Consider the following 25,657-nt stretch of genomic DNA (forward strand, 5'->3'; position numbering starts at 1 on the left):
GTATTCTGAAATATGAAAGGGGTATAACAATGATAGGCAGTCTGCCGCAAACACCTTTAGAATGGGCGCAAAAGGCCTGTGATTCTTTGATGGATACGTATCAAGCGGGGGAGCTTCCGCCTGCGCACCGCTGGCATTATCACCAAGGCGTGTTTCTATGCGGGATGGAGCTGCTGTGGGAGGCTGTCCGGGAGGACCGCTATATCGAATACATCCAGCAGTATGTGGATGATCTGGTAGATGAATACGGAAATTTCTATTTTGCCCGGGATGAGCTGGATGCCGTACAAGCGGGGCTGCTGCTCTTCACGCTGCATGAACGGAGCGGCAAGCTGAAGTACCGGGAGGCTGCGGCTAAGCTCAGGAATCTGCTGCGGACGCTGAACAGAACCTCCGAAGGCGGCTATTGGCATAAGGACAAATATGCGAATCAGATGTGGCTCGACGGGCTGTATATGGCCGGAGTCTTCTCTCTGAAATATGCGAACGCTTATGGTGAAGAAGACTTGCGTGCAGCGGTGCTGCACCAGGAGCGGCTGATGCGCAAATATATGAAAGACGAGGCTACCGGCCTGCTCTACCATGCCTGGGATGAGAGCCGCCGTATGCCATGGGCGAATCCGGAAACCGGCTGCTCGCCGGAGTTCTGGAGCCGGTCGCTTGGCTGGTACGGGCTGGCAATCTCGCAGTTTATGGATGAGCTGCCGGAGAATGATCCGGGCCGGGCGGAGCTGGCAACCGAGCTGAGCGGCTTCGTGCAGGCGCTGATCCGCTATCAGGACCCGCAGAGCGGTCTCTGGTATCAGGTGGTCGATAAGGGAAATGAGCCGGATAACTGGCTGGAGACCTCCGGCTCCTGCCTGTTCGTCTACACGATTGCCAAAGCGGTGAAGCTGGGCATTCTATCGGCGGAGGCTGAAGCTGCAGCTGCAGCGGCGGCACGGAAAGGCTACGAAGGCTTAATTCAGGTGCTGGAGTGGGATGAGCAGGACCGGCTGATTCTGCCGGATATCTGCATCGGGACCTCAGCAGGGGATTACCGTAACTATGTAACCCGCCCGAAGGTCAGCAATGACCTGCACGGAGTAGGGGCGCTGGTGATGGCCTGTGTGGAGATGCAGGCGTTGTACCCGGCCAAAGTGTAGCAGAGCCTGAGGCTGGCGGTTCGGCAGAATCGTAGTGGAGTTTGAAGTGGCTGTATCCGGCGGAAAGCGCAGCAAAGCTTGAGGCTGCCTGGACTAGCAGTGGATTACCTGGACCAGCAGTGGATTAGTAGAAAGGAGGCGCGCAGTGTTTAATATTGCGGATTACGGAGCGCTCCGGGATAGCGGGGTTCCGGCAACGGCAGCGATTGCGGACGCCATCTGGGCAGCGTACAGCGCCGGCGGAGGCACGGTGTATGTTCCGGCCGGTACATTTGTGACAGGTGCAGTGCGCCTGCGCAGCAACATTCAGCTGCATTTAAGTGCGGGAGCGGTATTGTCCTTCAGTACCGATCCGGAGGATTACCCGGCCGTGGTATCACGGTGGGAAGGGGTGAAGCAGGAGGTGCACGCGGCCTGCATATATGGAGCGGATCTGACCAACGTCTCCATCACAGGCAGTGGAACCATTAATGGAAACGGTGCGCCCTGGTGGGAGAAGCACCGGAACCACCCGGAAGAGCTGGAGTATCCCCGCCCGAGATTAATCGGCTTCGATAACTGCAGCCGGGTAACGATCAGGGATGTCCAGCTGATCAATTCTCCGAGCTGGACCGTAAATCCCATCGGCTGCAGCAATGTGATGATCGATAATCTGTCGATCCTGAATCCGGCAGATTCGCCGAACACGGATGGCATTAATCCTGAGTCCTGCCGTGATGTCCGCATCAGCAACTGCCATATCGATGTGGGCGATGACTGCATTGCCATTAAGGCAGGCACCGAGGACACCAAGGAGCGGATTCCCTGCGAGAATATCACGATTACGAACTGCGTCATGGTCCACGGCCACGGTGCGGTGGTGCTGGGCAGTGAGATGAGCGGCGATATCCGGGGCGTGACGATCAGCAATTGTGTGTTCAAGCAGACGGACCGCGGCATCCGCATGAAATCGCGGAGAGGGCGCGGCGGGATCATTGAAGATATCCGTGTCAGCAACATTGTGATGGAGGATGTGATCTGTCCCTTCACGCTTAACCTGTATTATTTCTGCGGGCCGCGGGGCAAGGAGAAGTATGTTTGGGACAAGAACCCATATCCGGTAACGGAGGAGACGCCGCAGTTCCGGCGGATTCATTATGCCAATATTACAGCGCGTAATGTCCACGCTGCGGCGGGATTCCTGTACGGGCTTGCCGAGCAGTATGTATCGGAAATTACTTTCACTAATATTGATATTTCGATGGCGAAAGATGCAGTGCCCGGTCATCCTGATATGATGACAGGCATCGAGAACATGCAGCGCCGGGGATTCTACCTGGGCAATGTCCGCGATGTGCAATTTCAGCAGGTCAGTATTGAGAACCACGAAGGACCGGCCTTTTACGTTGAGAACGGGGAAGATGTGGAGTTTCTCAACTGCCGGTCGCGGAACACAGCGAAGCCGGAGAAGCTGGTGGAGCAGGTTACGGTGGAACTGGCGGGGAAATGAGATTGTAGTGCCAATGGGCCGCCGAATCCCCGGAGATGAAATCCTCCGAATGTAGTAAGAGAGCTGTATGCAGAAGAGCCTGGTCCTGTTAAGGGACCGGGCTCTTCTTGTATGTATGATCAGTGTAGCGTTGCTGTACCATCCGCTGCACTGGAAGCTTTCGCCCAATTGTACTCAAGGGAGTCATCCATCGGCTGGCCATCATTCGATATAACTGTATTTTGTACAACTAAAATGATCAATTATTGCGCAAGTGGAGGTTTAATTGCACTCTATACACTTATATAACTCCCCTATGCTATAAAGAGACACTTTTCTCTATTTTAATTGTACAGAATACAGTTATTCCTGCTTTTCCGGTCTTTCGCCGTCTTTTAACTGCACGAAATACAACTATTCCGAAATGTGCATCCGCACTCCTTAACTCTAGAGGAGCTTTGCGGCGTAACTGTCTGCAACACAGGCTAACATCCGCCTTTGCTGTCGGGCGGTAACCCGGAGTGTGCAGCGTAATCCCCAGTCAGTTTTTAAGTTCAATATAGTTAGCTGAAATCTTGCACGAAATACAACAATTCCCTCGTGATAGACAACAATCCTTACGAATATCCCGGAATTTATGTATCCGAGTTGTAATACGTACAACATTTGTACTTTTCTAGGCAAATGTATCTGCAACCGTGTCCGCATTCGCAACCGTATTTGCAACCGCATTCGGATCAACGTCAAAGTACCCTCATTTACATCGGCCTCCGCAGGCGGACGTCAGCTAGAGTTATAGAATGAACTTAAGAATCTAATCTATCCTGCTGTATTGCGCTGCTCTATTGCGCTACTGTATTGCGAATTCCTTGCTCGGCACAGGGGCGTTAATCGGCTAACTGTCATTCTTAAGTTCAGCTTATATAGCAACTTTTGCTGCCGGGCGGCGACCCGGAACGTATGGCGCAAGGCCCGGCGTAACAACCATTACGATCAATACTTGTACTGGCGTGCGTTCAGTATATTTTACAGCCTTCTGAGTATATCTTTTCTCTTCAAGCCGTTCTTCTTGGCGGTAGCATTCCAGAAGGAGTGGGTCGCGGCGAATTTCCAGGCGAAGCGCGGGAAGTTGGGGCTGAACAGCATAGAATCATCTGCGCTTCTGGATTGGATATTAGCGGCCATGCTGTGCATTGCTTTTCCCAGGTTCTTAAGCGGACCCTTGCCGGGAGGGACCTTCTCCAGGGAGCCCAGCATTTCACCGGCACCTTGACCCAGCGCCTGCCCGAAATGAACTCCGGCCCGTGTGCACCAGTGTTTAAGGATATCCAGAGCAATGTGATTCTGACTGCCCTCATAAAAGCCATTGTTGATCATAGCATAGACGTAGATATCCTGTTCTTCCTGTTCTTGCTCCTGCTCTGATTTAAGGTATTCCTCGAGGGTTGCCAGCAGCCTGAACAAGTGTGAAGGGATGGCATCTACATAGAGCGGGAAGGCAATCACCAGCACATCCATACGGCACAATTCGCTGTATTGCGCAGGGGTGAGCGGTCTTTTGTTCGGATTATAGTAGGTTAGTTCATTCCCCGTGCGGATAAGCGGCTCGAGCATTTTCAACAAAATACCTGAGTTACTGTTAACGGGCTTGGGGCTGCCGTTGATCATGGCGATGTTCATTGGATCGCCTCCTTAATGCTGTGCAGGCTGTCATGGAAGTACACATGGTTTCCTGCAGAATACAAATTCAGGCTGTTCGCGGTGACCAGCGATCTGGCTGTGTCTTTTTCAGCCTCGGTGATGTCGTCCCCATAGAAATGCACCGATAATTCGAACAGGTGATCATACCGGTTGCGGTGATGGGTTTCTCCATTCTTGGTGACAAAATAGGGGAGGACGTAGGAAATACTCCGGTTCAGCACATTCAGGACAAAAGGACTGTAGCTGCCGTACATACATTTGCTGATGATAATCAGTTCATCGCTTTTGGAGAACAGCTCACCCAGATTGTTATAGCCATCCCGTATCACGCATGCGCCGGGCGTCCGGGTCCAGCAGCCGAAGCAGCCCATACACTGGCGGATGGTACCATTGTCCGAGATAACAGTCAGCTCTCCTTGCCCGCCCTCTGCCCATCCTGCGAATTCCTGCTCCTGCAGATCGTGTACAATCATTCTCATGGTTCATGTCTCCTTAACTACAGATTCGAGCGCTAACAAATCACGCCAGTTCCCCGAATAACGCACCCCGTTATTGGTAAGCAGTGAAGCAATGCCGTGCACCATCGCCCAGTGTGAAATCAACTGACGGGAGAACTCTGCTTCCGGCAGTCCGATGCTTGTGAACAATTGATAGGCAGTGGTCCGGAATAGAACGAATGGCAGATAACTGTCGGAATTATAGTTGTCTAAATCAATGACTAAGCCTGAGTGGTAGAATAAAAACTGGAAATATTGCGGATGCTCCATGAAAAAATCAATGTACGCCTGCCCCAGCTGGAACATCGCTTCCTGGCGGTCCTCCTGTCCTTGAACGGATGCACGCAGGGACTCCATAAATTGCTCTGTGACATGCTCACCCATGGCGGATACCAGCTCATCTATATTTTTAAAATGGCTGTAGGGGGCGGTATGACTGACATTGCATTCGGCTGCGACCTTGCGCAGGGAAAAGCTGTTGATGCCGTCTGTGTTAATAAGCTTAATGCCTGCTTCTATAAGCTGGCTCCGTAAATTGCCGTGGTGGTAGGGTTTATCCGTCACTTCCTGCAGCCTTCCTTTCCGTTATCTTTACACTGTAAAGATTGTAGCACTGAATCTTTACGATGGTAAGATACATTGATCACACAAGGCGAGCTGGAAATCATTTTCACCTGTAATTTTTTTGCAAAGTAATTCAGTTTAAGTTATTATTAGTACCAAGTACTAATATCAGATACTATAACTAACGATGAGGTGATATTGATGAAGGGTGCAAGAATTACAGCGATCGGCTCTTATGTACCGTCCCGGAGACTTACGAATCTTGATCTGGAGCAAATGGTCGATACCAATGACGAGTGGATTGTTCAGCGGACAGGTATCCGGGAGCGCCGAATCAGCCGCGCAGATGAATATACCAGTGATTTATGTGCCGCCGCCGTGCAGGATCTGATGAAACGTTATGGCAAAAGTATACAGGATGTCGATATGGTGCTCGTGGCTACCAGTACGCCCGATTTCTCTTTTCCTTCCGTGGCAGCCATTGTGCAGAACCGTCTCGGCATTCCGCTTACTTCGGGAGCGATAGATATGAGTGCCGCCTGTGCGGGGTTTGTCTATGCTCTGCATACGGCTCATGCGCTGGTGTCTTCGGGACTACATCATAAAGTGCTGGTCATCGGCGCTGACGCGCTGTCCAAAATCACCGATTACACTGACCGCAGTACCAGTATTCTGTTCGGTGATGGTGCAGGAGCTGTGCTGGTGGAGAGCGGCGGGGATAAAGATCACTTCTTAGGGTTCAATCTCGGCAGCGACGGGAGCGGAGCGCAGCATGTCTACCGCACGGGGCTGGCGGACAAGGTGAACGGAGTGGAGCTTGCCGCTACTGGCATGCTGGTACAGAACGGGCGTGAGGTCTTCAAGTGGGCGGTCCGGACAGTTCCGCAGGGGGTGCAGCAGGTGCTGCAGAACGCAGGAGCGGATCTTGCAGAAGTGGACTGGTTCATCCCGCACAGCGCCAATCTGCGGATGATTGAACCGATCTGTGAACGGCTGAAGTACCCGTTCGAACAAGCGCTGTACAGCCTTGAATATTTCGGCAACACCTCGGCGGCCAGTATTCCGCTTGCCCTCGATCTGGGCATCCGCGAAGGAAAGGTGCAGAATGGACAGCGGATATTGCTGTACGGATTCGGTGCAGGTCTCACCCACGCGGGCCAATTGGTCAGCCTGTCACTGGACCCGCAGGTGGTTGCCCCAACACCTCTTTAATATACACTCTGCATCAAAGCGGTTTCCGAATCATTAAATCGTCAGATATCGTGAGATATGTATTAGACCAGCCACAACTATGGAAGACAGTGGCAGCCGTGGACGAGATAACAAAGTCCTGGACTGCCGCTGTTTTATTGAGCTAAGGTTTCCCGTTAGCTTAATTCCGAAATCCCTCGGGCAGACCGAGGGACAATAGCCCAATGCTGTTAAATATGTTGGTATCTGATGGATTTGCCTTCTATGAAATGCTAATCTCTCTTTTACTTAATTTCTTAAATGCAGAGTAATCCTGATCGGATTTAATATAACTTAATATTTTATCGGCGCATTCTGCGGGACTCAACTCTTCCGTATTTACTTCAAGGTCATATTCATCAAAGGAATATATTGTGTCGTACTGAGAATTCGCTAGTCCAATCTCTCGATCTCCTCTGAGTTGCTCTCTTCTTGTAAGTTCTTCTTTCGAGCATAACACGCATACAAAAAATGTAGGATGATCGAACAATAGATCAAGGTAATCATTAAACCGCTTGTCATTGTCGATTACGGTATCGACGAGTACATTCAAGCCCATTTCTGAAAATAATTTAATTGTTGCATAGTACACTGACATTATGGGATCAAAAAGAATTTGTCCGACATTATCCACTTCTCTTGTAGGTTCAATATCTGGAAATTTATTATCAATAAAATCATTGTAATTACCAAAAAAATCATCTATGGATAAATGATGAAAAGGAATCTCTTTCTGCTTTTTCAATTCCATAGAAATACTAGTCTTTCCTGAGCTTGAAGTTCCGTTTAAGAATACAATAAGTCCTTGTTTCAAACGAATCACCCTCACATATAAGTTTTGCGCACTTTCAGATAACGTCATATTCACAAAGTTCATGAAAAAATAAGGCTCTGCTGTGAGGCATCACCATTCTCCGGTCCCCGCAATACGTGTCTACTTTACTTTATTCAATAAGATTGTCACCATTCTGCTCAACGTCCCTTGATCGACAAAAGGAGCAAGGCTTGCCAGCAGGTCTGGGCTAAGCTGCTCAGCTTCGACTCCATTAATCAACTTCTCGAGATTTTCCCTGTCCAAAAAAGGTGCGAGGCTCATGATCCGGTTCGCATCGATGGTGCCATCTGCAACCCGGTCTACCAAGCGGCTTAACGTTTCTCTGCTAATAAAGGGTGCCAGCCCTTGAACGGAATTCCAGCTCACGCTGCCCTCATCTGCCTGATGAACCAGTTCATCCAATATACCTGTTCCAAGGAACGGAGCCAGCCGCATGATCACGTCTAAGTTAAGGATGCTGCTGTCTACTCGTTCTGTAACCTTATGCAGAGCGCTTGCTTTTACAAACGGCGCTAACTCTACAAGCTCTTCCATCTCCACCTCACCGGTATTGACCATCTCTGCAACTTGGTCCGGCCTGTTCTCTGCGATCTCCTCAACGATCGTTCCTAGGTGCTGATGCTCCCGATTTTCTATGTTGTCACCTGCATTTAGAATGTCGTCTACCGTTTTGCCGAATAACCTCGCAAACTGCGGAAGCGTTCCGATATCCGGTAGCGATTCGCCTCGCTCCCATTTCGATACCGCCTGATGACTTACATTCAGTTGATCGGCAAGTTCCAATTGGGTCAGATCCTGGTCTTTGCGAAGCTTCGAAATATAAGCTCCAATTTTACGCAAGTCGAGCATTGTATACCTCCAATGAAACAAAATGTACAGTGCGCACTGTCGAAAACAGCATAGCATTTTCGCAAACGCAATCCTATCAAGCGATGGTTGAAGGGTCACATGCGCTTTATTCAACTGCCGGTAGAATTGTCCAGTTTGAACTTTAATCCTGCCCGTTCGCTTTTAAACACAAATAATGGGGACCAAGCCGAAAAATGGTCCCCATAACCAGAAAAACGGTACCTTGAACCATCCCATCAAATGAGAGATTATAGTATCGAAAGCAGTTTCAGTATGGTTCAGGTAAGTACGGAATGATGAAACAGAGGGGAGGTAGTAAGCTGCACCCGGAAGAAGGCGCAGCTCAGCGGTTCAACCCGCTTCCGCAGGATTCACGGATGATCAGCGCCGGCTCAACCACGAAGGAGCCGCCTTCCGACTGATTGTTAATGAGATCGAACAGCATATGGGCCGCGAGTACACCGAGCCGTTCCTTGTTCTGGCGGATTGTAGTCAGTGTCGGACTGGTATACTGGCAGGCCTCGATATCATCACAGCCGATGATGGCGACATCCTCCGGCACACGGAGGCCATGCTCCTTCAAGGCGCGGACCGCTCCCAGGGCGAGCAGATCGGAGGCGGCGAAGATGGCTTGCGGCAGACTGCCGGTCTGGATCAGCTGCTTCATGGCTGCGTAGCCGCTGGGCTCGAAGAAATCATCACCATGCACGAACCAATTGGGATTCATCGTCAGACCGAAACCGGCAATGGCTTTGACATAGCCCGCTTCGCGCCGGTTGGAGATATCCGAATCGGCCGTACTGCCGATGAAGCCAAGCTCCCTGTGGCCGAGCAGATAGAAATGCTCCACCACTTTGGAGGCAATCTGGTAATTATCCGACATCACATAGCCGGATTTCTTGCCGGTCAGCTCCAGGTCAACGCCGATGCAGGGAATATTGCTCCTATCCAGATCCTGTATGGCAGGCTCCATCTGTTGTCCGGAGATAATGACGCAGCCATCCACATGGAAATGCAGGCAACGCGAGAAATAATCGCCGCTGCTGATGAATTTCTCATTGGAAAAGAAGATCAGGTCGTAACCCAGCACGCCCATCTGCTTCTTGAAGGAATTCAGTACCTCTACAAAAAAAGGATGGGTAAACTCCACATTCAGCTCACCGGCAAAAATAACCCCGATCAGATTCGACTTCTTGGTAGCCAGTGTCTTGGCGGAGCTTGAGGGGGTATATCCGGTTTGTTCGATAATCTCCAGCACTCTTTGCTTCGTTTTTTCGGAAACATCGCTGTAATTATTCATTATTTTCGAAACTGTGGATACAGAGACCCCGGCCATTTCGGCAATTTTTTTGATATTCATCTGCATGCTAAAGTCACCCCCGCTTAATAGTTGTAACAGGGCCAAAAGACGGGTATGCCAGGGTTTCTCAGGCTATAGGGCCGTTCATCGGACACTCGGCTGCTGCTAAGAAATAGTTCTTTCTAGAGTCTATTCAACTTGCCGAAACAAGTCAAAGGTTTATTGCACTCAAGGGATAAGTATGGATATTATCGAAACCGATTTCGATTATTGCAGCTGTGAAATACCCGGCCATGTGATTGCGGAACGGGCGATACTGGAAACTAGAGGAGGCATAATGGGAATGAAAAGAAATGTATCTGCGGTGTTAGCGGCCGCTGTGATCATTACCGGACTATTGTCACCGCTGGGCGGCGGAGCTGCAGGCGCCTTGCCTGCGAAGAGTAAGCTGGCAGCTGCGGGGAATGCACCAGCTGCGGTGCAGAACGGGAATTTGACTGCCGCTGAAATGAAAGCGTTTACCGATGTGAGCACGGACAATTGGGCGGCGGATGCCATACAGCGCTGGAGCCGCAGCGGTGTGATCTCCGGTTACGGGGATGGCAGCTTCCGGCCGGATCATCAGGTGACGCGGGCAGAATTCGCGGCCATCATCAACCGCATATTTGGCTACAAGGAAGCGGCAGCCTCACTCCCGTCAGATATACCTGCGGGAGCCTGGTACAGGAACGATATCGCCAAGGCGGTAGCGGCAGGGTGTCTAAGCACAGGAGCGGATAACCATATCCAGCCTACAGCTAAGCTGAAGCGCGGGGAAGCGGTTGTGGCGCTGCAGAGGATTTTCCGGCTGGAGACTGTCAATCATGCAGGGCCGGTGTATAGCGATCTGGCCGGGGCAGCCAGCGAGGTCATTTCAGCAGCGGATGCATTGACTGCAGCCGGTTATATTCAAGGCTATCCGGGAGGCTTATTCAAGCCGGACGGGAATATTACCCGCGCTGAGCTGGCTAAGATGGCCGATACGCTGGTGCAGGAGCTCCAGTCCTCCGGCGGGGAAGTGAAGCTGGGAACGGTACAGGGGAATGTGGTGCTGAACCATGAAGGAGCTACACTTAAGGACAGTGTAATTGAAGGCAATCTCTATCTTACCGAGGGCATCGGAGAAGGTGATATCCGGATTCAAGGTGTTCAGGTAAAAGGCACAACCTATATCCGCGGCGGCGGTGAACACAGCGTGACCCTTGCGGACAGCAGCCTTGGCACTATTCAGGTTGCGAAGCCCCGCGGCACAGTCCGCATCGTTGCCAGCGGGACCACAACAGCAGGAACCATACAGCTGAACTCTGGTGCCATCCTTGAAGAAGGCAATCTCACCGGAGAAGGATTCACCAATGTTGTATTGTCAGCCGGAGAGAAGACGGTCACCCTTAAAGGGAATTATGGAGTGGTGTCCACCGCAGATCCGGCAGGAAGCCGCATTGCACTGAACATCTCCGGCAAGCTCGCTAAGCTGGTCTGGGGAGCCTCCGGTACAATTGTGCTGATGGACAAAGCGCAGGTGACCGAGCTGCTCATTAAAGCCGGGGCTAAAGGCTTGGCGATCCAGGGCAGTGGCAGCTTCGGTACCGTGCTGAACCAGGCGGATGATGTTACTGTAGGCGGCTTTGCCCTCAAGCAGGGCAGCAGCACGAATCTGAATCCGGCTGCACCGCAGGCCAGCCAGCCTCCTGCTGCCGCCGGCGGCGGAGAGACTGCCGCTACGGCTACACCGGCTGTGACCCAGACGCCGGAAGCTACACCAGCGCCGACGCCAGTGGTAACGCCGGAGCCAACACCGGAAGCTACGCCGGAGCCAACACCAGCGCCGACGCCCGAACCGACGGCAACACCGGTAATTACGCCGAGTCCGCTGCCTACATCGACCCCATTGCCGGAAGTCACACCAACTCCGGTACCGACCAGCGATCCGTGGACTCTAGTGTGGAATGATGAATTCAACGACGGTTCTATTGATCCGGCTAAATGGACTTATGACCTTGGAGACGGAACCATAGTCGGCAATCCGGGCTGGGGCAACAATGAGCTGGAGTATTACACGAACGACGAGAAGAACGTGAAGGAAGAAGACGGCAAGCTGGTCATCACCGCGCTTAAAGAAGCTGTGGGCGGTAAACCGTATACCTCCTCACGGATCAAAACCAAGGGATTGTACAGCAAACTGTACGGTAAATTCGAGATCCGGGCGAAAGCACCGACTGGCAAGGGGCTCTGGCCGGCGATCTGGATGCTGCCGGAAGATTACACCTACGGCAATTGGGCTGCCTCCGGAGAGCTGGATATTATGGAAGGCTGGGGCAGCCGCCCGAATGTGGTTGCCGGAACCATTCACTATGGTTCCCAGTGGCCGGATAATGTCTATTCCGGCAAGGAATATGTGCTGCCGGGCAATTCCACGATTGAAGATTACCACACCTACTCCATCGAGTGGGAGCCGGGGGAAATCCGCTGGTATGTGGATGGAGTCTTATTCTCCACCAAGAATGACTGGTACAGCAAGAGCAGCGGCCAGCCGGCAATGAATGCGTATCCGGCACCGTTCAACCAGAGATTCCACCTTCTGATGAACCTGGCGGTAGGCGGTAACTTTGACGGTGACCCTACAGAGGATACAGTATTTCCGAGTTCCATGGAGATTGACTATGTCAGAATATATGATCTGACCGGACGCGAGTACCGGGAACCGGTACCGGTTGAGTTTGAGAAGGAGCCTTATCTGGAGGGAGCTAAGCTGCCGCTTGAGGGCGGCAACTTCATTTATAACAGCGGCTTCACCGAACAAGTGGAAGGCGATGCCGGAATGGGCATTCCGAATACAGCGCACTGGGTATTGTACAAGGATGAAGGAGCGGATGCAGCTCTATCGGTTGAGCCAATAGGCGGGCGGAATTTCCTTAAGGTAAACATCAACAGCGCCGGCGAAAATTCTTATTCGATTCAGCCGCAGGCCATCGTCTCAGTCGCGAAGGGAAGATACTACAAGCTGAGCTTCGATGCCAAGACGGATACGGCGCGTGATATTAGTGTCCGCCTGACAGGCGGGGCACCGCTGGGATTCCCGTCGTATTCACCGGCATTTAAAGCTGATCTGACAACGGAGATTCAGCATTTCGAGACGATGTTTCAAATGAAGGAGAGCTCGGACAACGTAGCGCGGATCGAGTTCAATATGGGCACGAATGCTTCACCGGTATGGCTCGGTAATGCTAGGCTCGAAGAGATTGAGAGTATCCCCTTCGATCATGACAGTGCCAAAACGCCGCTGGGCAGCGGCAACCATCTCTACAATGGCAGCTTTGATCTGGGCGAGCCGGACCGGCTGAGCTATTGGCACACCACGGCTGCAGGCGGTGCAGCGGTGCTTCCGGTTGTAATAGACCCGGGTGTCCTGAAGCTTGAGATTTCAGGCGAGGATGGCGGCAGCGCTGACGCTGCATTGCTGCAGAAGGGAATCTTCCTGGTGCAGGGGCAGGATTATAAGCTGACTTTTGAAGCCGAGAGCTCCTCCGCACGGACAGCAGTAATTGAACTGCAGGGCAATAACGGGGAGGTATACGCTTCACAGCCCGTGCAGCTTACAGCAGACAAACAGCAGGTAGAGGCGGTGTTCACCAACCTTGCAGGAGCAACGGATCATCTGGGTCAATTCGTCCTGCGGCTTGGCGGGACTGCCGGAACCGTGTATGTGGATAATTTCGTTCTGCTGCGCACCAGCTTCTATTATGACCCTACCCTGACCTATTACCCATTGCTGAACGGGGACTTCAGCTTCGGCCTGAACAGCTGGGAGCGGCTGGTTACGGAAGACGGCGGGCAGAGTACTGCGGCGGCAGTGGACGGGGCGGCGAAATTCAGCATTACGAATACCGGTAACCAGGCATATTCGGTCATGCTGTTCCAGAATGGGCTGAAGGCGGCTGCCGGCTCCGATTATGTGGTCGAATTCGATGCCAGCTCCAGCGTTGCCCGCCAGATCAGCGTGAAGGCGGAGAATGCAAAATACATCTCTTCAATGGATAAGACAATCGATGTATCACCGGCAACGGATCATTACAGATTCGAATTCCGGCAGGCAACGAATGATACGCTTTCGCTGAAATTCCTGCTTGGCAAGGTGGGCGGTGTGAGCGTTCCGCAGAGCCATGACATCATCATCGACAATGTGAAGTTCGAGATCAAGGACGCGCCGGCCAAGCCGCAGGAGCTGCTCGCAGACAGCACCGGTAACCGGATGTCACAGCCGATCGAGCTTACCTTCATAGAGAAGGGAGACTGGTCCGGCAAAATTAATGCCGTGAAGGTGGACGGTGTCACGCTCGCGGATGAACTTTACAGTCTGAAGCCCGGCGCGATTATCATCGGTGCCGCAGCATTCCCGGCAGAGGGCAGCTATAAGATTACCGTGGAAGCTGACGGTTATGTAGGCTCAAGTGTCGTTCAGGCCATTCTGGCCAATGACAACAATCTGGTGGTCAACGGTTCATTCACAAGCGGTGACTCGGGTTGGTCGACATGGTCCGGGGGAGGCGGAGTCTCAAACTTTAAGGTGAACGAGGGTGTCGCAGAGATCGAGATTGCCGCTGCCGGCGGCGATACCTGGAGTACACAGTTCTATCAGGAGCATATCAAGCTGGAAGCAGGCAAAACCTACGAGCTGAGCTTCAAGGCCAAATCTACGGTTGCGCGGCAGATTATTGTGGAGTACAGCGAAACCTCGGCCCAGTCAGCTCAAGCGAAGTTCGATGTCACCGCAACCTGGGCGACTTACAGCGCGCAGTTCAGTGTTACGAATGACAGCCCGCTGAAGCTGAACTATCTGATCGGCAAAACCGTAGGTGAAGACGGGACGGCCAACGGTACTGCGCACACCATTTCGCTGGATGATATTGTGGTCAGAGAGGTTACAGGCGGTCCGGTCATCGAACCTGCCAGCGGCACGCTGGATAACGGCACCTTCAATGCGGATCAGGGCATTAAGGGCTGGACGCAATACTTCGACGGACCCGGCTCAGCCGCAGTCCAGAACGGCGAACTGGCGGTCTTACTGAATTTCACAGGAATAGCCAACTTCGCTGCGCAGGTCGATTACAGAGACCTGAAGCTTGTGCAAGGCAAGACCTATACCCTGACCTTCAAGGCCCGTTCGGATGTGAACCGGCTGATTGAAGTGGCCGTTGAGCACTTGGGCCCGGATTACAACAAGTATTTACCGGTGACAGCCATTGCTCTGACCGGTGAGATGGAGGCGTACAGCTTCACCTTCACTATGAATGACAGTACCGATGCAGGTGCACATCTGGTATTCCTTATGGGGCTCATTGACGGAAACAACGCACAGACCAACACGGCCATCCAGGCCGGCAACCATATTTATATCGATGATGTCAGTCTGGTTGAGAAACTGTAACCGTAAAATAACAGAGAACGATAAACGGCCGCGATCCTTGAATTTAAGGATCGCGGCCGTTTGCATTTGTGCGGATAGGATTAACGTATATGGCTGATATTATTCTTTAGGGATCAATTCAAAAATCTTGCCGGTCTCCAGCGCTTCGATCAGCTTCAGCAGCCAGCGGTAATATTTGATCGCTTCCTCAATTTTGGCCTCATCGGTCAAAAGCAGACGTCCGATGTCCGGCTCGTCCGCATATTCTTGCTTCATCTGCTGGATCTCGGACAATGATTTGTTAAGTGCAGTCATATTACCCTCGACTGCTTTTCTCCATTTAATGGAGAAGTAGTCGCTGAAGTTCTGATGCCAGTCGGGAACCACCTCGAACAGATCCTTGCGGGTGCCTTTTCCCCAGACCTTATCGATCATCTTCAGATCCAGCAGCGTACGCACACCGGTACTCATCGATGTCTTGCTCATACCCATAGTGCTGCTCAGTTCGTCCAGTGTAACCGGACCCTGATTGAAATACATGTAACCGTATAAATGCCCAATGGAGAGGGTAATCCCGTACAAATCCATATTTTTACCGATGGAATCGATGACCCGCTCCCGGACTTTGCTGATTCGCTCTATTTGTTCGGGCAGAAGCCCCTCTAAATCATTCATGATGTCCCTCCTGAGGAATAGGCTGACAGGCAACAAACCTCTCCAATGTATTGTAATCAAATCCGCTGCTATAAGTAAAGAATTCATCTAGAACGGAATATGGCGTTAAACAGAGTATTCTATACGTAAAGTTCGTAAAGTTAAAACTGTACACTAAATTTTAAGCGAATATGCGCTTTGCGTCTCTTTTCACAAGTCCGTTACACTAGGTCAGGAGAACTAACCTGAAATATTAAGGGGAGAGAAGGAGGTCACCATGGCAATTATAGAGGTGAAACAGCTTACCAAAGTATTCGGTCATGATGCGGTACGGGCACTTCCATTATTAGAACAAGGCTGGTCCAAAGAGAAGATTGCCCGGGAAGCCAAGCTGACGGTTGGCGTGAATAAAGCCGAATTCAGCATTGAAGAAGGAGAAATATTTGTCATTATGGGATTGTCGGGCAGCGGTAAGTCCACGCTCGTCCGGTTATTGAACCGGCTGATTGAGCCCACTGGGGGCCAAGTATTGTTCAAGGGCAAGGATGTTGTCCAGATGAATCCGGAGCAGCTAAGAGAGTTCCGGCGCAAGAATATCGGCATGGTCTTTCAAAAGTTCGCGTTGTTCCCGCACCGCAGTGTGCTGGCCAATGCTGAATACGGACTGGAAGTGCAAGGTGTGGAGAAAAGCAAGCGAACCCGTCTTGCCATGGAGGCACTCGAGCTGGTCGGCCTTAAGGGCTGGGAGCATCACCGCCCGGATCAGCTGAGCGGCGGCATGCAGCAGCGTGTCGGTCTGGCCAGAGGGCTGGCCAATGATCCGGATATCCTGCTGATGGATGAGGCCTTCAGTGCGCTTGATCCGCTGATCCGCAAGGATATGCAGCAGGAGCTGCTGGAGCTGCAGGCCCGGGTGAAGAAGACCATTGTATTCATCACGCATGATCTCGATGAGGCGCTGCGGATTGGTGACCGGATTGCACTGATGAAGGACGGCGTCATTGTCCAGATCGGTTCGCCGGAAGAGATCCTCATTCAGCCTGCGAATAAATATGTAGAACGATTCGTTGAGGACGTCGACTTGTCCAAGGTGCTGACCGCCGCTCATGTCATGCGCCAGCCGGAGATGATCCGTCCGGAACGCGGACCCCGGGTAGCCCTGCAGCTTATGCGGGACAGCGGAGTATCCAGCCTGTATGTGGCGGATAATGAAATGAAGCTCCAAGGTGTAATTACAGCGGAGAATGCGGCACAGGCACTGAAAGAGAACCGGAGCATTCTGGAAGTCATGCAGCGGGAGATTCCCCGTGTACGGCCGGATACCCTGCTGAATGACCTGTTCGAGATGATGTCGGAGACGCATCTGCCGGTTGCCGTAGTAGACGAGGGTGACAAGCTGAAGGGCATTGTCATCAAGGGAGCCGTGCTGTCCGCACTTGCCGGTAATGCGGTTCCGGAAGGAGGACTTGGTTCATGAATTTACCCAAAATACCGCTCGGAAAGGGCGTAGAATGGCTCGAAGACTGGCTGACGACTTATTTCGGCCCCTTCTTCGATCTCATTCATGCTGTGATCGGCGGAATGGTAAGCGGCATTGATGCGGCGCTAACATTCCTGCCCGCGATTGTGCTGACCATACTTATCGCCGCTTTGGCTTATTGGATCGGCAAATGGCGGATGGCATTGTTCGCAGTGATCGGGCTGCTGCTAATTGATAATCTCGGATTATGGGACCCCTCAATGCAGTCGCTGGCCCTTGTGCTGACGGCTTCCTTACTGGCTGTAATTATCGGGGTTCCGCTGGGCGTGCTCTGTGCGCAGAGCAAGACCTTCCAGAATATTGCTACGCCTATACTTGACTTTATGCAGACGATGCCGGCGTTCGTATATCTGCTGCCTGCGGTATCGTTCTTCTCTCTGGGTGTAGTGCCCGGGGTGATTGCTTCTATTATATTTGCTATCCCGCCAACCATCCGTCTAACGAACCTGGGTATCCGGCAGGTATCGCCGGAGCTGGTGGAGGCTGCGGATGCCTTCGGATCGACAGCAGGACAGAAGCTGTTCAAGCTGCAGCTGCCGATTGCCCTGCCGACTATTATGGCCGGTATTAACCAGACCATTATGCTGTCACTGTCGATGGTCGTAATCTCGTCCATGATCGGCGCCCAGGGTGTCGGAGCCTATGTGTACCGTGCGGTATCACAGGCCAAGACGGGGGCAGGCTTCGAAGCGGGAATTGCCATTGTTATTATTGCGATATTGCTGGACCGTCTGACCCAGAAGCTGTTCAAGCCCAAACAACAAGGATAGAGGAGTGTTTAATTCATATGAGTAAATTTAAATCGATGAAACTGAGCCAGCTTGGCTTGATTATGCTATTGATGATGGTTGTTGTTATTTCCGGATGCTCGTCCAAGGATAATTCTTCGGTGAAGCTGGCTTATGTGGCCTGGGATTCGGAAATTGCCAGCACGAACGTGGTTAAGGAAGTACTGGAATCGAAGCTTGGCGTTACGGTAGAAATGCTCCAGGTCGATGCCGGTCCAATGTGGGCAGGGATTGCCGATGGAAGTGCGGATGCGATGGTAGCCGCTTGGCTGCCGGGCACCCATGCTTCTTATCTGGAGAAATACGGTAATGATATCGTAGATGCCGGTGTGAATCTGGATGGAACGAAGACTGGACTTGCCGTTCCTGCTTATATGGATATCAATTCCATTGAGGATCTGAACAATGCGGAGGTTGCGGCTTCGCTGGATAACATGATTATCGGAATTGAACCGGGTGCCGGAATTATGACGGCTACTGAAGCGGCAATTGAAGCGTACGGATTAAGCGATTATACGCTGCTTGAGAGCTCTTCGGCGGCGATGGCACAGGAGCTGCAGAAAGCTTTTGACAACAATGAACCGATCGTAGTTACCGGCTGGACTCCGCACTGGATGTTCGCGAATATGGATCTGAAATATCTGGATGATCCCAAGAATGTATACGGCGGTGCTGAACAGATCCATACTATGGTACGAAAAGGTCTGAAGGATGATATGCCCGATGTATATCTGTTCCTAAGCCAATTCAAATGGACCGCAGACGATATGGCTCAGGTTATGGTCAAGATCCAAGGCGGACAATCGCCGGAGGAAGCAGCCAAAGATTGGGTCGATAACAATGAAGCCAAGGTGAATGAGTGGATTACCGGAGTGAATTTGTAGAGATTGTTCAGCGAATCAGCTATTTGGCAGAGAAGATCGATGTGTGCTATGATTGAAAGAACATAGGCTACAATTCTGTAACTTGTACGCTAACGACTGTTCTTTAGATGTACATATCATAAGCAAACTCATTCAACAAACACCCCGAGAGGGGTGTTTTTCTTGAAAAGATAAGAATGTATATGCTTCGCGTAATAAATGTTCCTTATCTTTCTCGCTGAAACGGTACCGTCCTTATTAAAGGACGGCAACGCCGTTTCCACTTGAGATTCACGAAACAAACGTTAATGAGCGATTCCCTTATGTTCAGTATGAAATCAGGAGACAGCTGCTGCAAGGAGTCAGGAAAGGGGAGAACTCCGTGACCGAGACCATTAATGCCTGGATCGACTGGCTGCTGCAGAGTCTTGGATTGAGCGGCCCTTCCATTCTATTCGCTACCGTTCCGCTGGCGGTACTGCAAAGTTTATTCGGATTTTTCCCACTAGCGATCCTGATTGTGCTTCACGTCTCTGTATTTAATGTTATTGGCGGGATGATTGTCAGCTGGCTGGCCTGTAATATTGGTGCGGTGCTCGTCTACTTCCTGTTCCGGCGCTATCTTTCGGAGTGGTTTGACCGGAAATGGGGATATAAGCTGAAGCGCTATGACAAATGGCAGATGTATCTGGACCGCTACGGCATCTGGACCCTGGTGCTGCTGCGTACGATTCCGATTGTGCCGAGCAATATTATCAATCTGATGTCGGCCGTTTCTCCGATTAAGCCTGCTGCTTTTATCTGGGGGACGGTGCTTGGGAATCTGTCTTACATCTGGCTGTTTGGAACGATCAGCTCCTCGCTGATTGTCCCCCGGGAGGAGTGGAACGGATTCCTTACGTGGTATGCGGTGTTTATGGTGATTCTGATCGCTATTTTTGTCCGCCGTCACTGGGGGCATCTGCAGGAGGATAAGCGTAAGCGGATGGGGTAGGAGGCAATATAGATTAAACTTAAGATTTTAAGTAAAGAAGTATTCGTAACTGCGGTGAATATTTGGACTTCCGGCCGCTGTTGTCTACAGATTTCTTGATTTGTACCGCCTTTAGCGGTAGAAATCCGTAGACAAAGGCGGACGCTTCCGCTCCTACAGTTCCAAAATTCCCTTCCGTCACTCCCTTCTCCAACTCAAATTCCAGTTCAATCTATATAAAGGATAGAAGGAAGTAGAAGCGTAGAGCAGTTCTTCGGTGTTACACCGGGAACTGCTCATTTTCGGTTAAAAAGGATAAGTGTCTTCACTGCTTTCCCACATTGTGGGGTTATTTTGCGTTCGTCCCGAATAGCCTTATAGTACATGGGCGGCTTGACCGCAGGAATGTCGGGAGGGACTGCAAGGCATGGGCAGAATCAGAAAATGGGGGAACCGGCGGGCAGGCGTATCAATCTTCGGGCGTCTGCGTCTGCCGAGGTTCAGCTGGAGCGGGTTGCCGAGACCGGCCGGGCGCAGCCCGTCGTTCAAGGCTAAACCGTCGAAGGCTGTCTTCCGGCCGCCGGGTTCGGGAGCAAGATTCGCGGCGAAGCCGTCAAGGTCCGGGGCGGGGGCATCAAGCCGGGGCGGGGTATTCGTGGCGAAGCCTTCGAGGTCGGGACTCCGGCCGGACAGGAAGGAAGCGGGTTATGAGACGGCTTCGCCCGGTGCAGGAGCAGGAGCTCCGGGTTATCGTGTCTGGCGTAAAGCCAGCCGGAACGGGGGATTCAGCCTGTTCCGCGGCAGGGAGCGGAAGAAGCAGGAGGCTGGCGCAGGGAAAGGACGGAAGCCGCGCCGCCGGGGCAGATTCTGGATCATCCTGAGCCTGCTGCTGATTCTGGCTGTGCTTCAGGGGCTGCGTTATGTGGAGCAGCATTTGAAGCCGCCGATCCTCCATCTGGCGCAGATCCGGGTGAAGCAAATCGCTACGGAATCCATTAACAAGGCGATTACTTCCCAGGTTGCGGACGGCGGGAACGCGGAAGCGCTGATTGACTGGAAGACGGATAAGAACGGCAAAATATCCGGGTTCATGCTCAACTATAAGGAGCATATGCGGATTACTTCACAGGCGGCCGAAGTCATCCAGTCCACGCTGCAGGAGCTGCATAACCAGACGGAGCATATTCCGCTGGGCCAGGCGCTGGGCAGTCCGCTGATTGCCTCATTTGGGCCGGATATTCCGATCAAAATCGAACCGCAGGGCGCGGTAAAGGTGGAACTGAACACGCGGCAGCAAAATGCCGGCATCAACATGATTCTCGTTGAAGTCTTTATTCATATTGTTACCGAGGTAGCGGTTGTCATTCCGTTTGATATGGAGCCGCAGATCGTGGATACAGAAATTCCTGTCTCCTACCTGATGGTTGTCGGCGATGTCCCGATGTACTATTACGACAATCAGGGCCAGCCTGTCGGCGAGAATGGCAGCAGCGCACCTGGAATCGCGATTCCGGCGCCTTCGCTGAACACAGAGAAGAGCGGCACCGGTGCGGACGGTACAGCTGTTGAGGGAAGCGGGGGAGCCGGGAATACGAACAGCGGAGAGAATAACACACCGGCCGGGAGCGGCAACTCTGCGCCAAGCACAAACGCCGGAAATGCCGGGGCCAATGCGGGCGGTGGAGAGTAATGGGAGATTGGTAGAACATATAAGTGGAAAAACTCCATCTGCTGTTGGCAGAATCGCTGATCCCGGTGACTTAGTTGGAAAAACGGCACTTAATTTCAGCCGGATTCGCTGACGGCGGGGATATAGACAGGATTAAGTGTCATAAATCCAACTAATTTCTGTAAGGCAAGCAAACCGGAATGATTAAGTGGAGAAAATCCAACTGCTTACCTTGAAGGGTCAGGGACAGCGATAATGCGGGCCTGCGGGCGTTTAAGCGATAATGAAAAAGACTATAATTTGCAAGCAAGAGCCGCCAATGAAATGGGCGGCTCTTCTGTATTTGCTCGGACAGGAACGTTAGCCTCTCTTAACGCGGCATAGAAACGTGAAAACATCGTACCACGTTGCTGTTTGCGTGACAGGAACGTTAGCCTCTCTTGACGCGGCGTAGAAACGTGAACGATCATACTACATTGCTGTTTACGTATCAGGAACGTAGCCTCTCTTGACGCGGCATAGAAACAGCTTCCCTCCCGAACTCCGCGCACGCTCCTAATAATAGTCCACCAATCCAATATTAATGCACTATGAATAAGCCGGAACGGCTTTTATAATTAGGGCAAAGATGCGGCTGATATGTAATTCAAACCAATTCGGGGGGCTGAGCATAGTGAGAATATTGATCGTGGATGATGAGCCCAGACATCTCAGAGGGATGGTCAATCTGATTGGGCGGCTGCGGCCGGAGGACCAGGTGGTGGCGGCGAAGGATGGCTTGTCGGCCATGGAATTGGTGAAAGCCCACAGCCCGGAAGCTATATTGACGGATATCCGCATGCCTGGCATGGATGGTCTTGAATTTCTGGAACGGCTTAAGGTAGAAGGCATTAAAACCAGGGTTGTAATGGTATCCGCTTACAATCTGTTCGAGTATGCGCAGAAGGCGGTTCGTCACGGCGCTTTTGATTACCTGCTGAAGCCTGTGGAGATTGAAAAAATTACGGAGGTCTTAAGCCGGATCGACCTTCAGCTGACAGCGGAACAGCAGCAGTACCGCGAAGAGGAAGAGCTGCAGCACCGCCTGAAGCTGGCTTCTTCCGCCTACCTGAGCCGGTTGATACTGTCCTGGCTCAACGGCAGTGCGGCCCTGGAGGAGCTGGAGGAGCTGAACCGTTATGAGTGGCTGCGGGAGAGCGGTGTGGCTGTATATTCGGAGCTGAAGCACCGCCGGGACAGCGGGGAACAGCAGGACAGCGGCTCCTTCGTCCGCTCTCTGGAGCAGGCCTGGAGTCGGTGGGGAGAGGCCATAACCGTTCCCTTGAGCGGGATGATGGAGGACGGCGTTCAGGCGGCCGTGACCTTGATTACGCTGGAAGCGCTTACCCAAGGCAAGCGGGAGGAGGCCCGCTACATCGCCCAGTCTTTGGCGGCTGAGTGGGTGCATGCGGGACAGCTTGTCCACGGGATTGGGCCGCAATGCCATTCCCTGCTTGCCGAAGCGCCGCGGTCGTATCTTGCAGCCAGGACGGCCAACAGCTACAATTTCTACGATTTCCGGCAGGGATTGCTTTTTGCGGATGAGCTTATTTCAACCCCCGGAGCTGGAGCTCCTGACTGGGGCAGGCTGTATGATGCTTTGAAAATGGACGATGCCGCCCTTGTTCAGGAGGTCTGCGCTGAGACCGTCTATCAGCTCGCGGATGCCGGACAGGCCAGTCCCATGCTGCTGAAGGAGCAGGCTTCGCTGATGCTGCTGCAGATCCGGAGTGACCATCAGGATATTCTGGACAAAAAGACGGGGCAGATACTGACCGATACGGCCACGATGCTGATCCGTTCATGCAGCTCCTACCAGGAATTAATGACCAAACTTAACCATGCGCTCCGGGAAGCGCATCTAGCCCTGGCCTTATCCAGACAGGATAAGAGTGAGGTGGTCATCGCGGAATGCCTGGGCTGGATACAGGGGCATACGAAAGAGAACCTTACACTGGAACGGGCAGCCGAGCATTTCCATTTTAACCCCTCCTATTTCAGTACGCTGATCAAGAGCAGGACGGGAAAGACCTTCTCCGAGCATGTGACGGCGGTCCGTATGAAGCGGGCCAAAGAGCTGCTTGCAGCGGAGCAGTTCAGAGTATACGAAATTTCCCTGGAATGCGGATTTCAGGATACGAAATATTTTTGCCGTGTATTCAAGAAATATCATGGCATGTCGCCAAAAGCTTATAAGCACGCACTTTCGCAAAGGAAACGGGAGGCATGAAGATAACCTTCCGTTACCGGCTGCTGGCAAGCTACATCTTGCTGATCGCGGTTCCCCTGCTCGTACTGGGGGCATTGTTCTATCGGACCAGCCTGAAGATTATCACGGAGCAGGCGCAGAAGAATGTGTATGAGATTGTCAAAAAAAATAACGAAGTCATGGACACGAAGCTGCGGATCGTGGATCAGAACAGCATGTCCTTATTTCTCGATAAGGATCTGTTCCGAATTTTCAGCCAGCTGGACCCCGCGAACCAAGTGGAGCTGTTTGCAGCGGACCGGCAGGTGACGGCAGTGCTCGGCAAAACCTTTTCCCAGAACCAGGATATCTATGCCTACCAGCTATGGACCTCCTACTTTACCTTCGGACAAACGCTGCCGCAAGGAGACCCGGTTCAATCGGATATATACGATCTGGCCCGGCAGGCAGGGGGGAAGCTGGTATGGATTCCTACCTATGATTTCGTATCTATGTTCAACCAGCCTTATCTGGAGGACGGGAATCTGGAGTTCCGTTATTTGTTCTCGGCCACACGCGTGCTTGATTTCACCTATCTAAGCAATACGAAGCTGGAGAAAATGGATGCCGGGGTGGAACGCCCTGTACTTGCCATTAGCTTCAAATCCGAGGTGCTTAAATCCTTGTATGAGGACAGCATACCGGGAAGCTCTCGCTATATGGTGCTCGATCCGCATGATAAGGTGGTCGCCAGCAGTGAGCCGGGGGCTATTGCGCAGACCTATAAGGAGGCGTGGCTGGACGAGCTGCAGCAGGAGAAAAGCGGTGCGCGGAGAATGACGCTGGACGGCGAGGCAGTGATCGTCTGCTTTGACCGCTCGGAGGTTACCGGCTGGATGTCTGTCGTGTGGATTCCGGAAGCAGGGCTGGTGAGCAGCTTTGTGCCGGTGATCCGCGCTTCCATTACTGTCATGGCTGTTGTGATGGGGATAGTGGCGCTTATCCTCGCTTTTTTCATTGCCGGCAAAATTACCAAACCGATCAAGCGGCTGTTAAGCGCGATGAGATCAGTGGGCGAAGGGGATTTCCAGACCCGCGTGGATGTGGTAAGCAACGATGAATTCGGCATTCTGACGCAGCGCTTTAACCGGATGAATGACCGGATTCATCTGCTCGTGACAGAGAATTACGAGACCAAGCTGAAGGAAAAGGAAGCCGAGATTCAGGCGCTGAACATGCAGATGCATCCGCATTTCCTGTACAATACCCTGAATGTGATGAACTGGACGGCGATTGAGAATGATCAGCAGGAGCTCAGCAAAATGCTTGTCTGCCTGTCCAATATGCTGCATTATACTTCGAGGAAGACATGGGGCGCCGTGCCTTTGTCCGAAGAAATGAACTGGATGAATAACTATTTCTATATTATGTCGATCCGGTTCGAGGACAAGTTCACGGTAGAGTATGATATGGACCCGCGGCTCTTCGAATACGATGTGCCACGGCTGCTGTTCCAGCCTTTTGTGGAAAATGCGATTCTGCATGGCTTCGATCAGACCGAATCGGGCGGCATCATCGGAATCCGCGGCTGGATTAACGGCAGAGTCCGGCATTACGAGGTGGCCGACAACGGCCGTGGCATGAGCCAGGCGACTGTAAATGCGATTTTGCACCAGAAAGCATCTTCCGTGGGCATTAAGAATACCATTGACCGCATTCAGATGACCTATGGCGGCGAGTACGGAATCTCCATCTTCTCTTCTCCGGGAAAAGGCACCAAGGTGGCCATTACACTCCCGCTGTAAACCCAATCACAGTCCACCAATCCAAAGAGATTAGGGTTATGTAAGCGCTATCCTGTAATTTATAATAAAGGCATCATAGACTGCAGCTATGAACCCGTTGAACTTA

At 52.1% G+C, this 25,657-nt stretch carries 18 protein-coding genes; 11 read left to right on the top strand and 7 right to left on the bottom strand.

All coding sequences use genetic code 11. The features are described 5' to 3' along the window. Nucleotides 1-29 precede the first annotated feature (29 nt). Together MHI42_RS25895 and MHI42_RS25900 are read left to right on the top strand one after the other, a co-directional pair. Nucleotides 30-1,145: a glycoside hydrolase family 88 protein gene (locus MHI42_RS25895; protein ID WP_342421064.1), complete on the top strand. Its 1,116-nt coding sequence runs from the start codon at nucleotides 30-32 to the stop codon at nucleotides 1,143-1,145. 145 nt (nucleotides 1,146-1,290) lie between these two features. Further along, nucleotides 1,291-2,634, top strand: a complete 1,344-nt coding sequence (locus tag MHI42_RS25900; protein WP_171720158.1) for a glycosyl hydrolase family 28 protein — start codon at nucleotides 1,291-1,293, stop codon at nucleotides 2,632-2,634. A gap of 1,005 nt (nucleotides 2,635-3,639) precedes the next feature. Here MHI42_RS25900 and MHI42_RS25905 read toward each other — a convergent pair. The 3 genes from MHI42_RS25905 to MHI42_RS25915 are packed head-to-tail and all read right to left on the bottom strand — an operon-like array spanning nucleotide 3,640 to nucleotide 5,375. Continuing rightward, on the bottom strand, nucleotides 3,640-4,293 hold the full coding sequence (locus tag MHI42_RS25905) for a hypothetical protein (RefSeq protein WP_340985391.1): 654 nt from the start codon (nucleotides 4,291-4,293) through the stop codon (nucleotides 3,640-3,642). After that, a complete protein-coding gene (locus tag MHI42_RS25910; protein WP_340985392.1) occupies nucleotides 4,290-4,793 on the bottom strand; it encodes a flavodoxin family protein in 504 nt (167 codons plus the stop codon). The genes MHI42_RS25905 and MHI42_RS25910 overlap by 4 nt, the downstream gene beginning before the upstream one ends. Nucleotides 4,794-4,796: 3 nt before the next feature. Then, nucleotides 4,797-5,375 carry a TetR/AcrR family transcriptional regulator gene (locus tag MHI42_RS25915; protein ID WP_340985393.1) on the bottom strand — a complete coding sequence of 193 codons (579 nt, stop codon included), beginning with the start codon at nucleotides 5,373-5,375 and terminating at the stop codon, nucleotides 4,797-4,799. A 201-nt stretch (nucleotides 5,376-5,576) separates the two neighbouring features. Between MHI42_RS25915 and MHI42_RS25920 the strand changes: the two genes are divergently transcribed. After that, nucleotides 5,577-6,587 (top strand): ketoacyl-ACP synthase III, encoded by a 1,011-nt coding sequence (locus MHI42_RS25920; RefSeq protein ID WP_342421065.1) that lies wholly within the window; start codon nucleotides 5,577-5,579, stop codon nucleotides 6,585-6,587. A 241-nt stretch (nucleotides 6,588-6,828) separates the two neighbouring features. Here MHI42_RS25920 and MHI42_RS25925 read toward each other — a convergent pair whose 3' ends face one another. From MHI42_RS25925 to MHI42_RS25935, 3 genes are all read right to left on the bottom strand, one after another. Continuing rightward, a complete protein-coding gene (locus MHI42_RS25925) occupies nucleotides 6,829-7,419 on the bottom strand; it encodes an AAA family ATPase (RefSeq protein WP_342424806.1) in 591 nt (196 codons plus the stop codon). Nucleotides 7,420-7,539: 120 nt separating this feature from the next. Further along, on the bottom strand, nucleotides 7,540-8,289 hold the full coding sequence (locus MHI42_RS25930; RefSeq protein WP_342421066.1) for a helix-turn-helix transcriptional regulator: 750 nt from the start codon (nucleotides 8,287-8,289) through the stop codon (nucleotides 7,540-7,542). 343 nt (nucleotides 8,290-8,632) lie between these two features. After that, a complete protein-coding gene (locus tag MHI42_RS25935) occupies nucleotides 8,633-9,649 on the bottom strand; it encodes a LacI family DNA-binding transcriptional regulator (protein ID WP_171720207.1) in 1,017 nt (338 codons plus the stop codon). Between the two features lie 283 nt (nucleotides 9,650-9,932). Here MHI42_RS25935 and MHI42_RS25940 point away from each other — a divergent pair, with 283 nt between their 5' ends. Continuing rightward, nucleotides 9,933-15,053, top strand: coding sequence for a carbohydrate binding domain-containing protein (locus MHI42_RS25940; protein WP_342421067.1), 5,121 nt, complete (start codon nucleotides 9,933-9,935; stop codon nucleotides 15,051-15,053). Between the two features lie 99 nt (nucleotides 15,054-15,152). Here MHI42_RS25940 and MHI42_RS25945 read toward each other — a convergent pair whose 3' ends face one another. Beyond that, the gene (locus tag MHI42_RS25945) at nucleotides 15,153-15,707 is read right to left on the bottom strand and encodes a GbsR/MarR family transcriptional regulator (protein ID WP_171720151.1); all 555 of its coding nucleotides are present in this window, start codon (nucleotides 15,705-15,707) and stop codon (nucleotides 15,153-15,155) included. A 256-nt stretch (nucleotides 15,708-15,963) separates the two neighbouring features. On the opposite strand from MHI42_RS25945, the gene MHI42_RS25950 reads away from it, so the two are divergent. The 7 genes from MHI42_RS25950 to MHI42_RS25980 all read left to right on the top strand — a co-directional run bounded on the left by MHI42_RS25950 (nucleotide 15,964) and on the right by MHI42_RS25980 (nucleotide 25,551). Beyond that, on the top strand, nucleotides 15,964-17,163 hold the full coding sequence (locus tag MHI42_RS25950) for a glycine betaine/L-proline ABC transporter ATP-binding protein (protein WP_042139862.1): 1,200 nt from the start codon (nucleotides 15,964-15,966) through the stop codon (nucleotides 17,161-17,163). Then, nucleotides 17,160-17,996, top strand: coding sequence for a proline/glycine betaine ABC transporter permease (locus MHI42_RS25955; protein WP_039305343.1), 837 nt, complete (start codon nucleotides 17,160-17,162; stop codon nucleotides 17,994-17,996). The genes MHI42_RS25950 and MHI42_RS25955 overlap by 4 nt, the downstream gene beginning before the upstream one ends. Before the next feature lie 17 nt (nucleotides 17,997-18,013). Continuing rightward, nucleotides 18,014-18,898, top strand: a complete 885-nt coding sequence (locus MHI42_RS25960; protein WP_246354565.1) for a glycine betaine ABC transporter substrate-binding protein — start codon at nucleotides 18,014-18,016, stop codon at nucleotides 18,896-18,898. 361 nt (nucleotides 18,899-19,259) lie between these two features. Further along, nucleotides 19,260-19,871: a VTT domain-containing protein gene (locus MHI42_RS25965; RefSeq protein ID WP_042139861.1), complete on the top strand. Its 612-nt coding sequence runs from the start codon at nucleotides 19,260-19,262 to the stop codon at nucleotides 19,869-19,871. 856 nt (nucleotides 19,872-20,727) lie between these two features. Next, complete coding sequence (gene yunB, locus MHI42_RS25970; protein WP_342424807.1) at nucleotides 20,728-21,540, top strand: sporulation protein YunB; 813 nt, start codon at nucleotides 20,728-20,730, stop codon at nucleotides 21,538-21,540. Nucleotides 21,541-22,192: 652 nt separating this feature from the next. Then, nucleotides 22,193-23,788, top strand: a complete 1,596-nt coding sequence (locus MHI42_RS25975; RefSeq protein ID WP_342421068.1) for a response regulator — start codon at nucleotides 22,193-22,195, stop codon at nucleotides 23,786-23,788. Further along, complete coding sequence (locus tag MHI42_RS25980) at nucleotides 23,785-25,551, top strand: sensor histidine kinase (RefSeq protein ID WP_342421069.1); 1,767 nt, start codon at nucleotides 23,785-23,787, stop codon at nucleotides 25,549-25,551. Before MHI42_RS25975 ends, MHI42_RS25980 begins: the two co-directional genes overlap by 4 nt. Nucleotides 25,552-25,657: the final 106 nt, after the last annotated feature.

The organism is Paenibacillus sp. FSL E2-0178 (assembly GCF_038593005.1).
GTDB classification, from domain to species: Bacteria; Bacillota; Bacilli; order Paenibacillales; family Paenibacillaceae; genus Paenibacillus_AQ; species Paenibacillus_AQ phytohabitans.

Bases quoted from the DNA above. Each gene is read 5' to 3' on its own strand.
- MHI42_RS25895 (WP_342421064.1), top strand. From the start codon at position 30: ATGATAGGCAGTCTGCCGCAAACACCTTTAGAATGGGCGCAAAAGGCC.
- MHI42_RS25905 (WP_340985391.1), bottom strand. From the start codon at position 4,293: ATGAACATCGCCATGATCAACGGCAGCCCCAAGCCCGTTAACAGTAAC.
- MHI42_RS25910 (WP_340985392.1), bottom strand. From the start codon at position 4,793: ATGAGAATGATTGTACACGATCTGCAGGAGCAGGAATTCGCAGGATGG.
- MHI42_RS25920 (WP_342421065.1), top strand. From the start codon at position 5,577: ATGAAGGGTGCAAGAATTACAGCGATCGGCTCTTATGTACCGTCCCGG.
- MHI42_RS25930 (WP_342421066.1), bottom strand. From the start codon at position 8,289: ATGCTCGACTTGCGTAAAATTGGAGCTTATATTTCGAAGCTTCGCAAA.
- MHI42_RS25935 (WP_171720207.1), bottom strand. From the start codon at position 9,649: ATGAATATCAAAAAAATTGCCGAAATGGCCGGGGTCTCTGTATCCACA.
- MHI42_RS25940 (WP_342421067.1), top strand. From the start codon at position 9,933: ATGAAAAGAAATGTATCTGCGGTGTTAGCGGCCGCTGTGATCATTACC.
- MHI42_RS25945 (WP_171720151.1), bottom strand. From the start codon at position 15,707: ATGAATGATTTAGAGGGGCTTCTGCCCGAACAAATAGAGCGAATCAGC.
- MHI42_RS25950 (WP_042139862.1), top strand. From the start codon at position 15,964: ATGGCAATTATAGAGGTGAAACAGCTTACCAAAGTATTCGGTCATGAT.
- MHI42_RS25955 (WP_039305343.1), top strand. From the start codon at position 17,160: ATGAATTTACCCAAAATACCGCTCGGAAAGGGCGTAGAATGGCTCGAA.
- MHI42_RS25960 (WP_246354565.1), top strand. From the start codon at position 18,014: ATGAGTAAATTTAAATCGATGAAACTGAGCCAGCTTGGCTTGATTATG.
- MHI42_RS25980 (WP_342421069.1), top strand. From the start codon at position 23,785: ATGAAGATAACCTTCCGTTACCGGCTGCTGGCAAGCTACATCTTGCTG.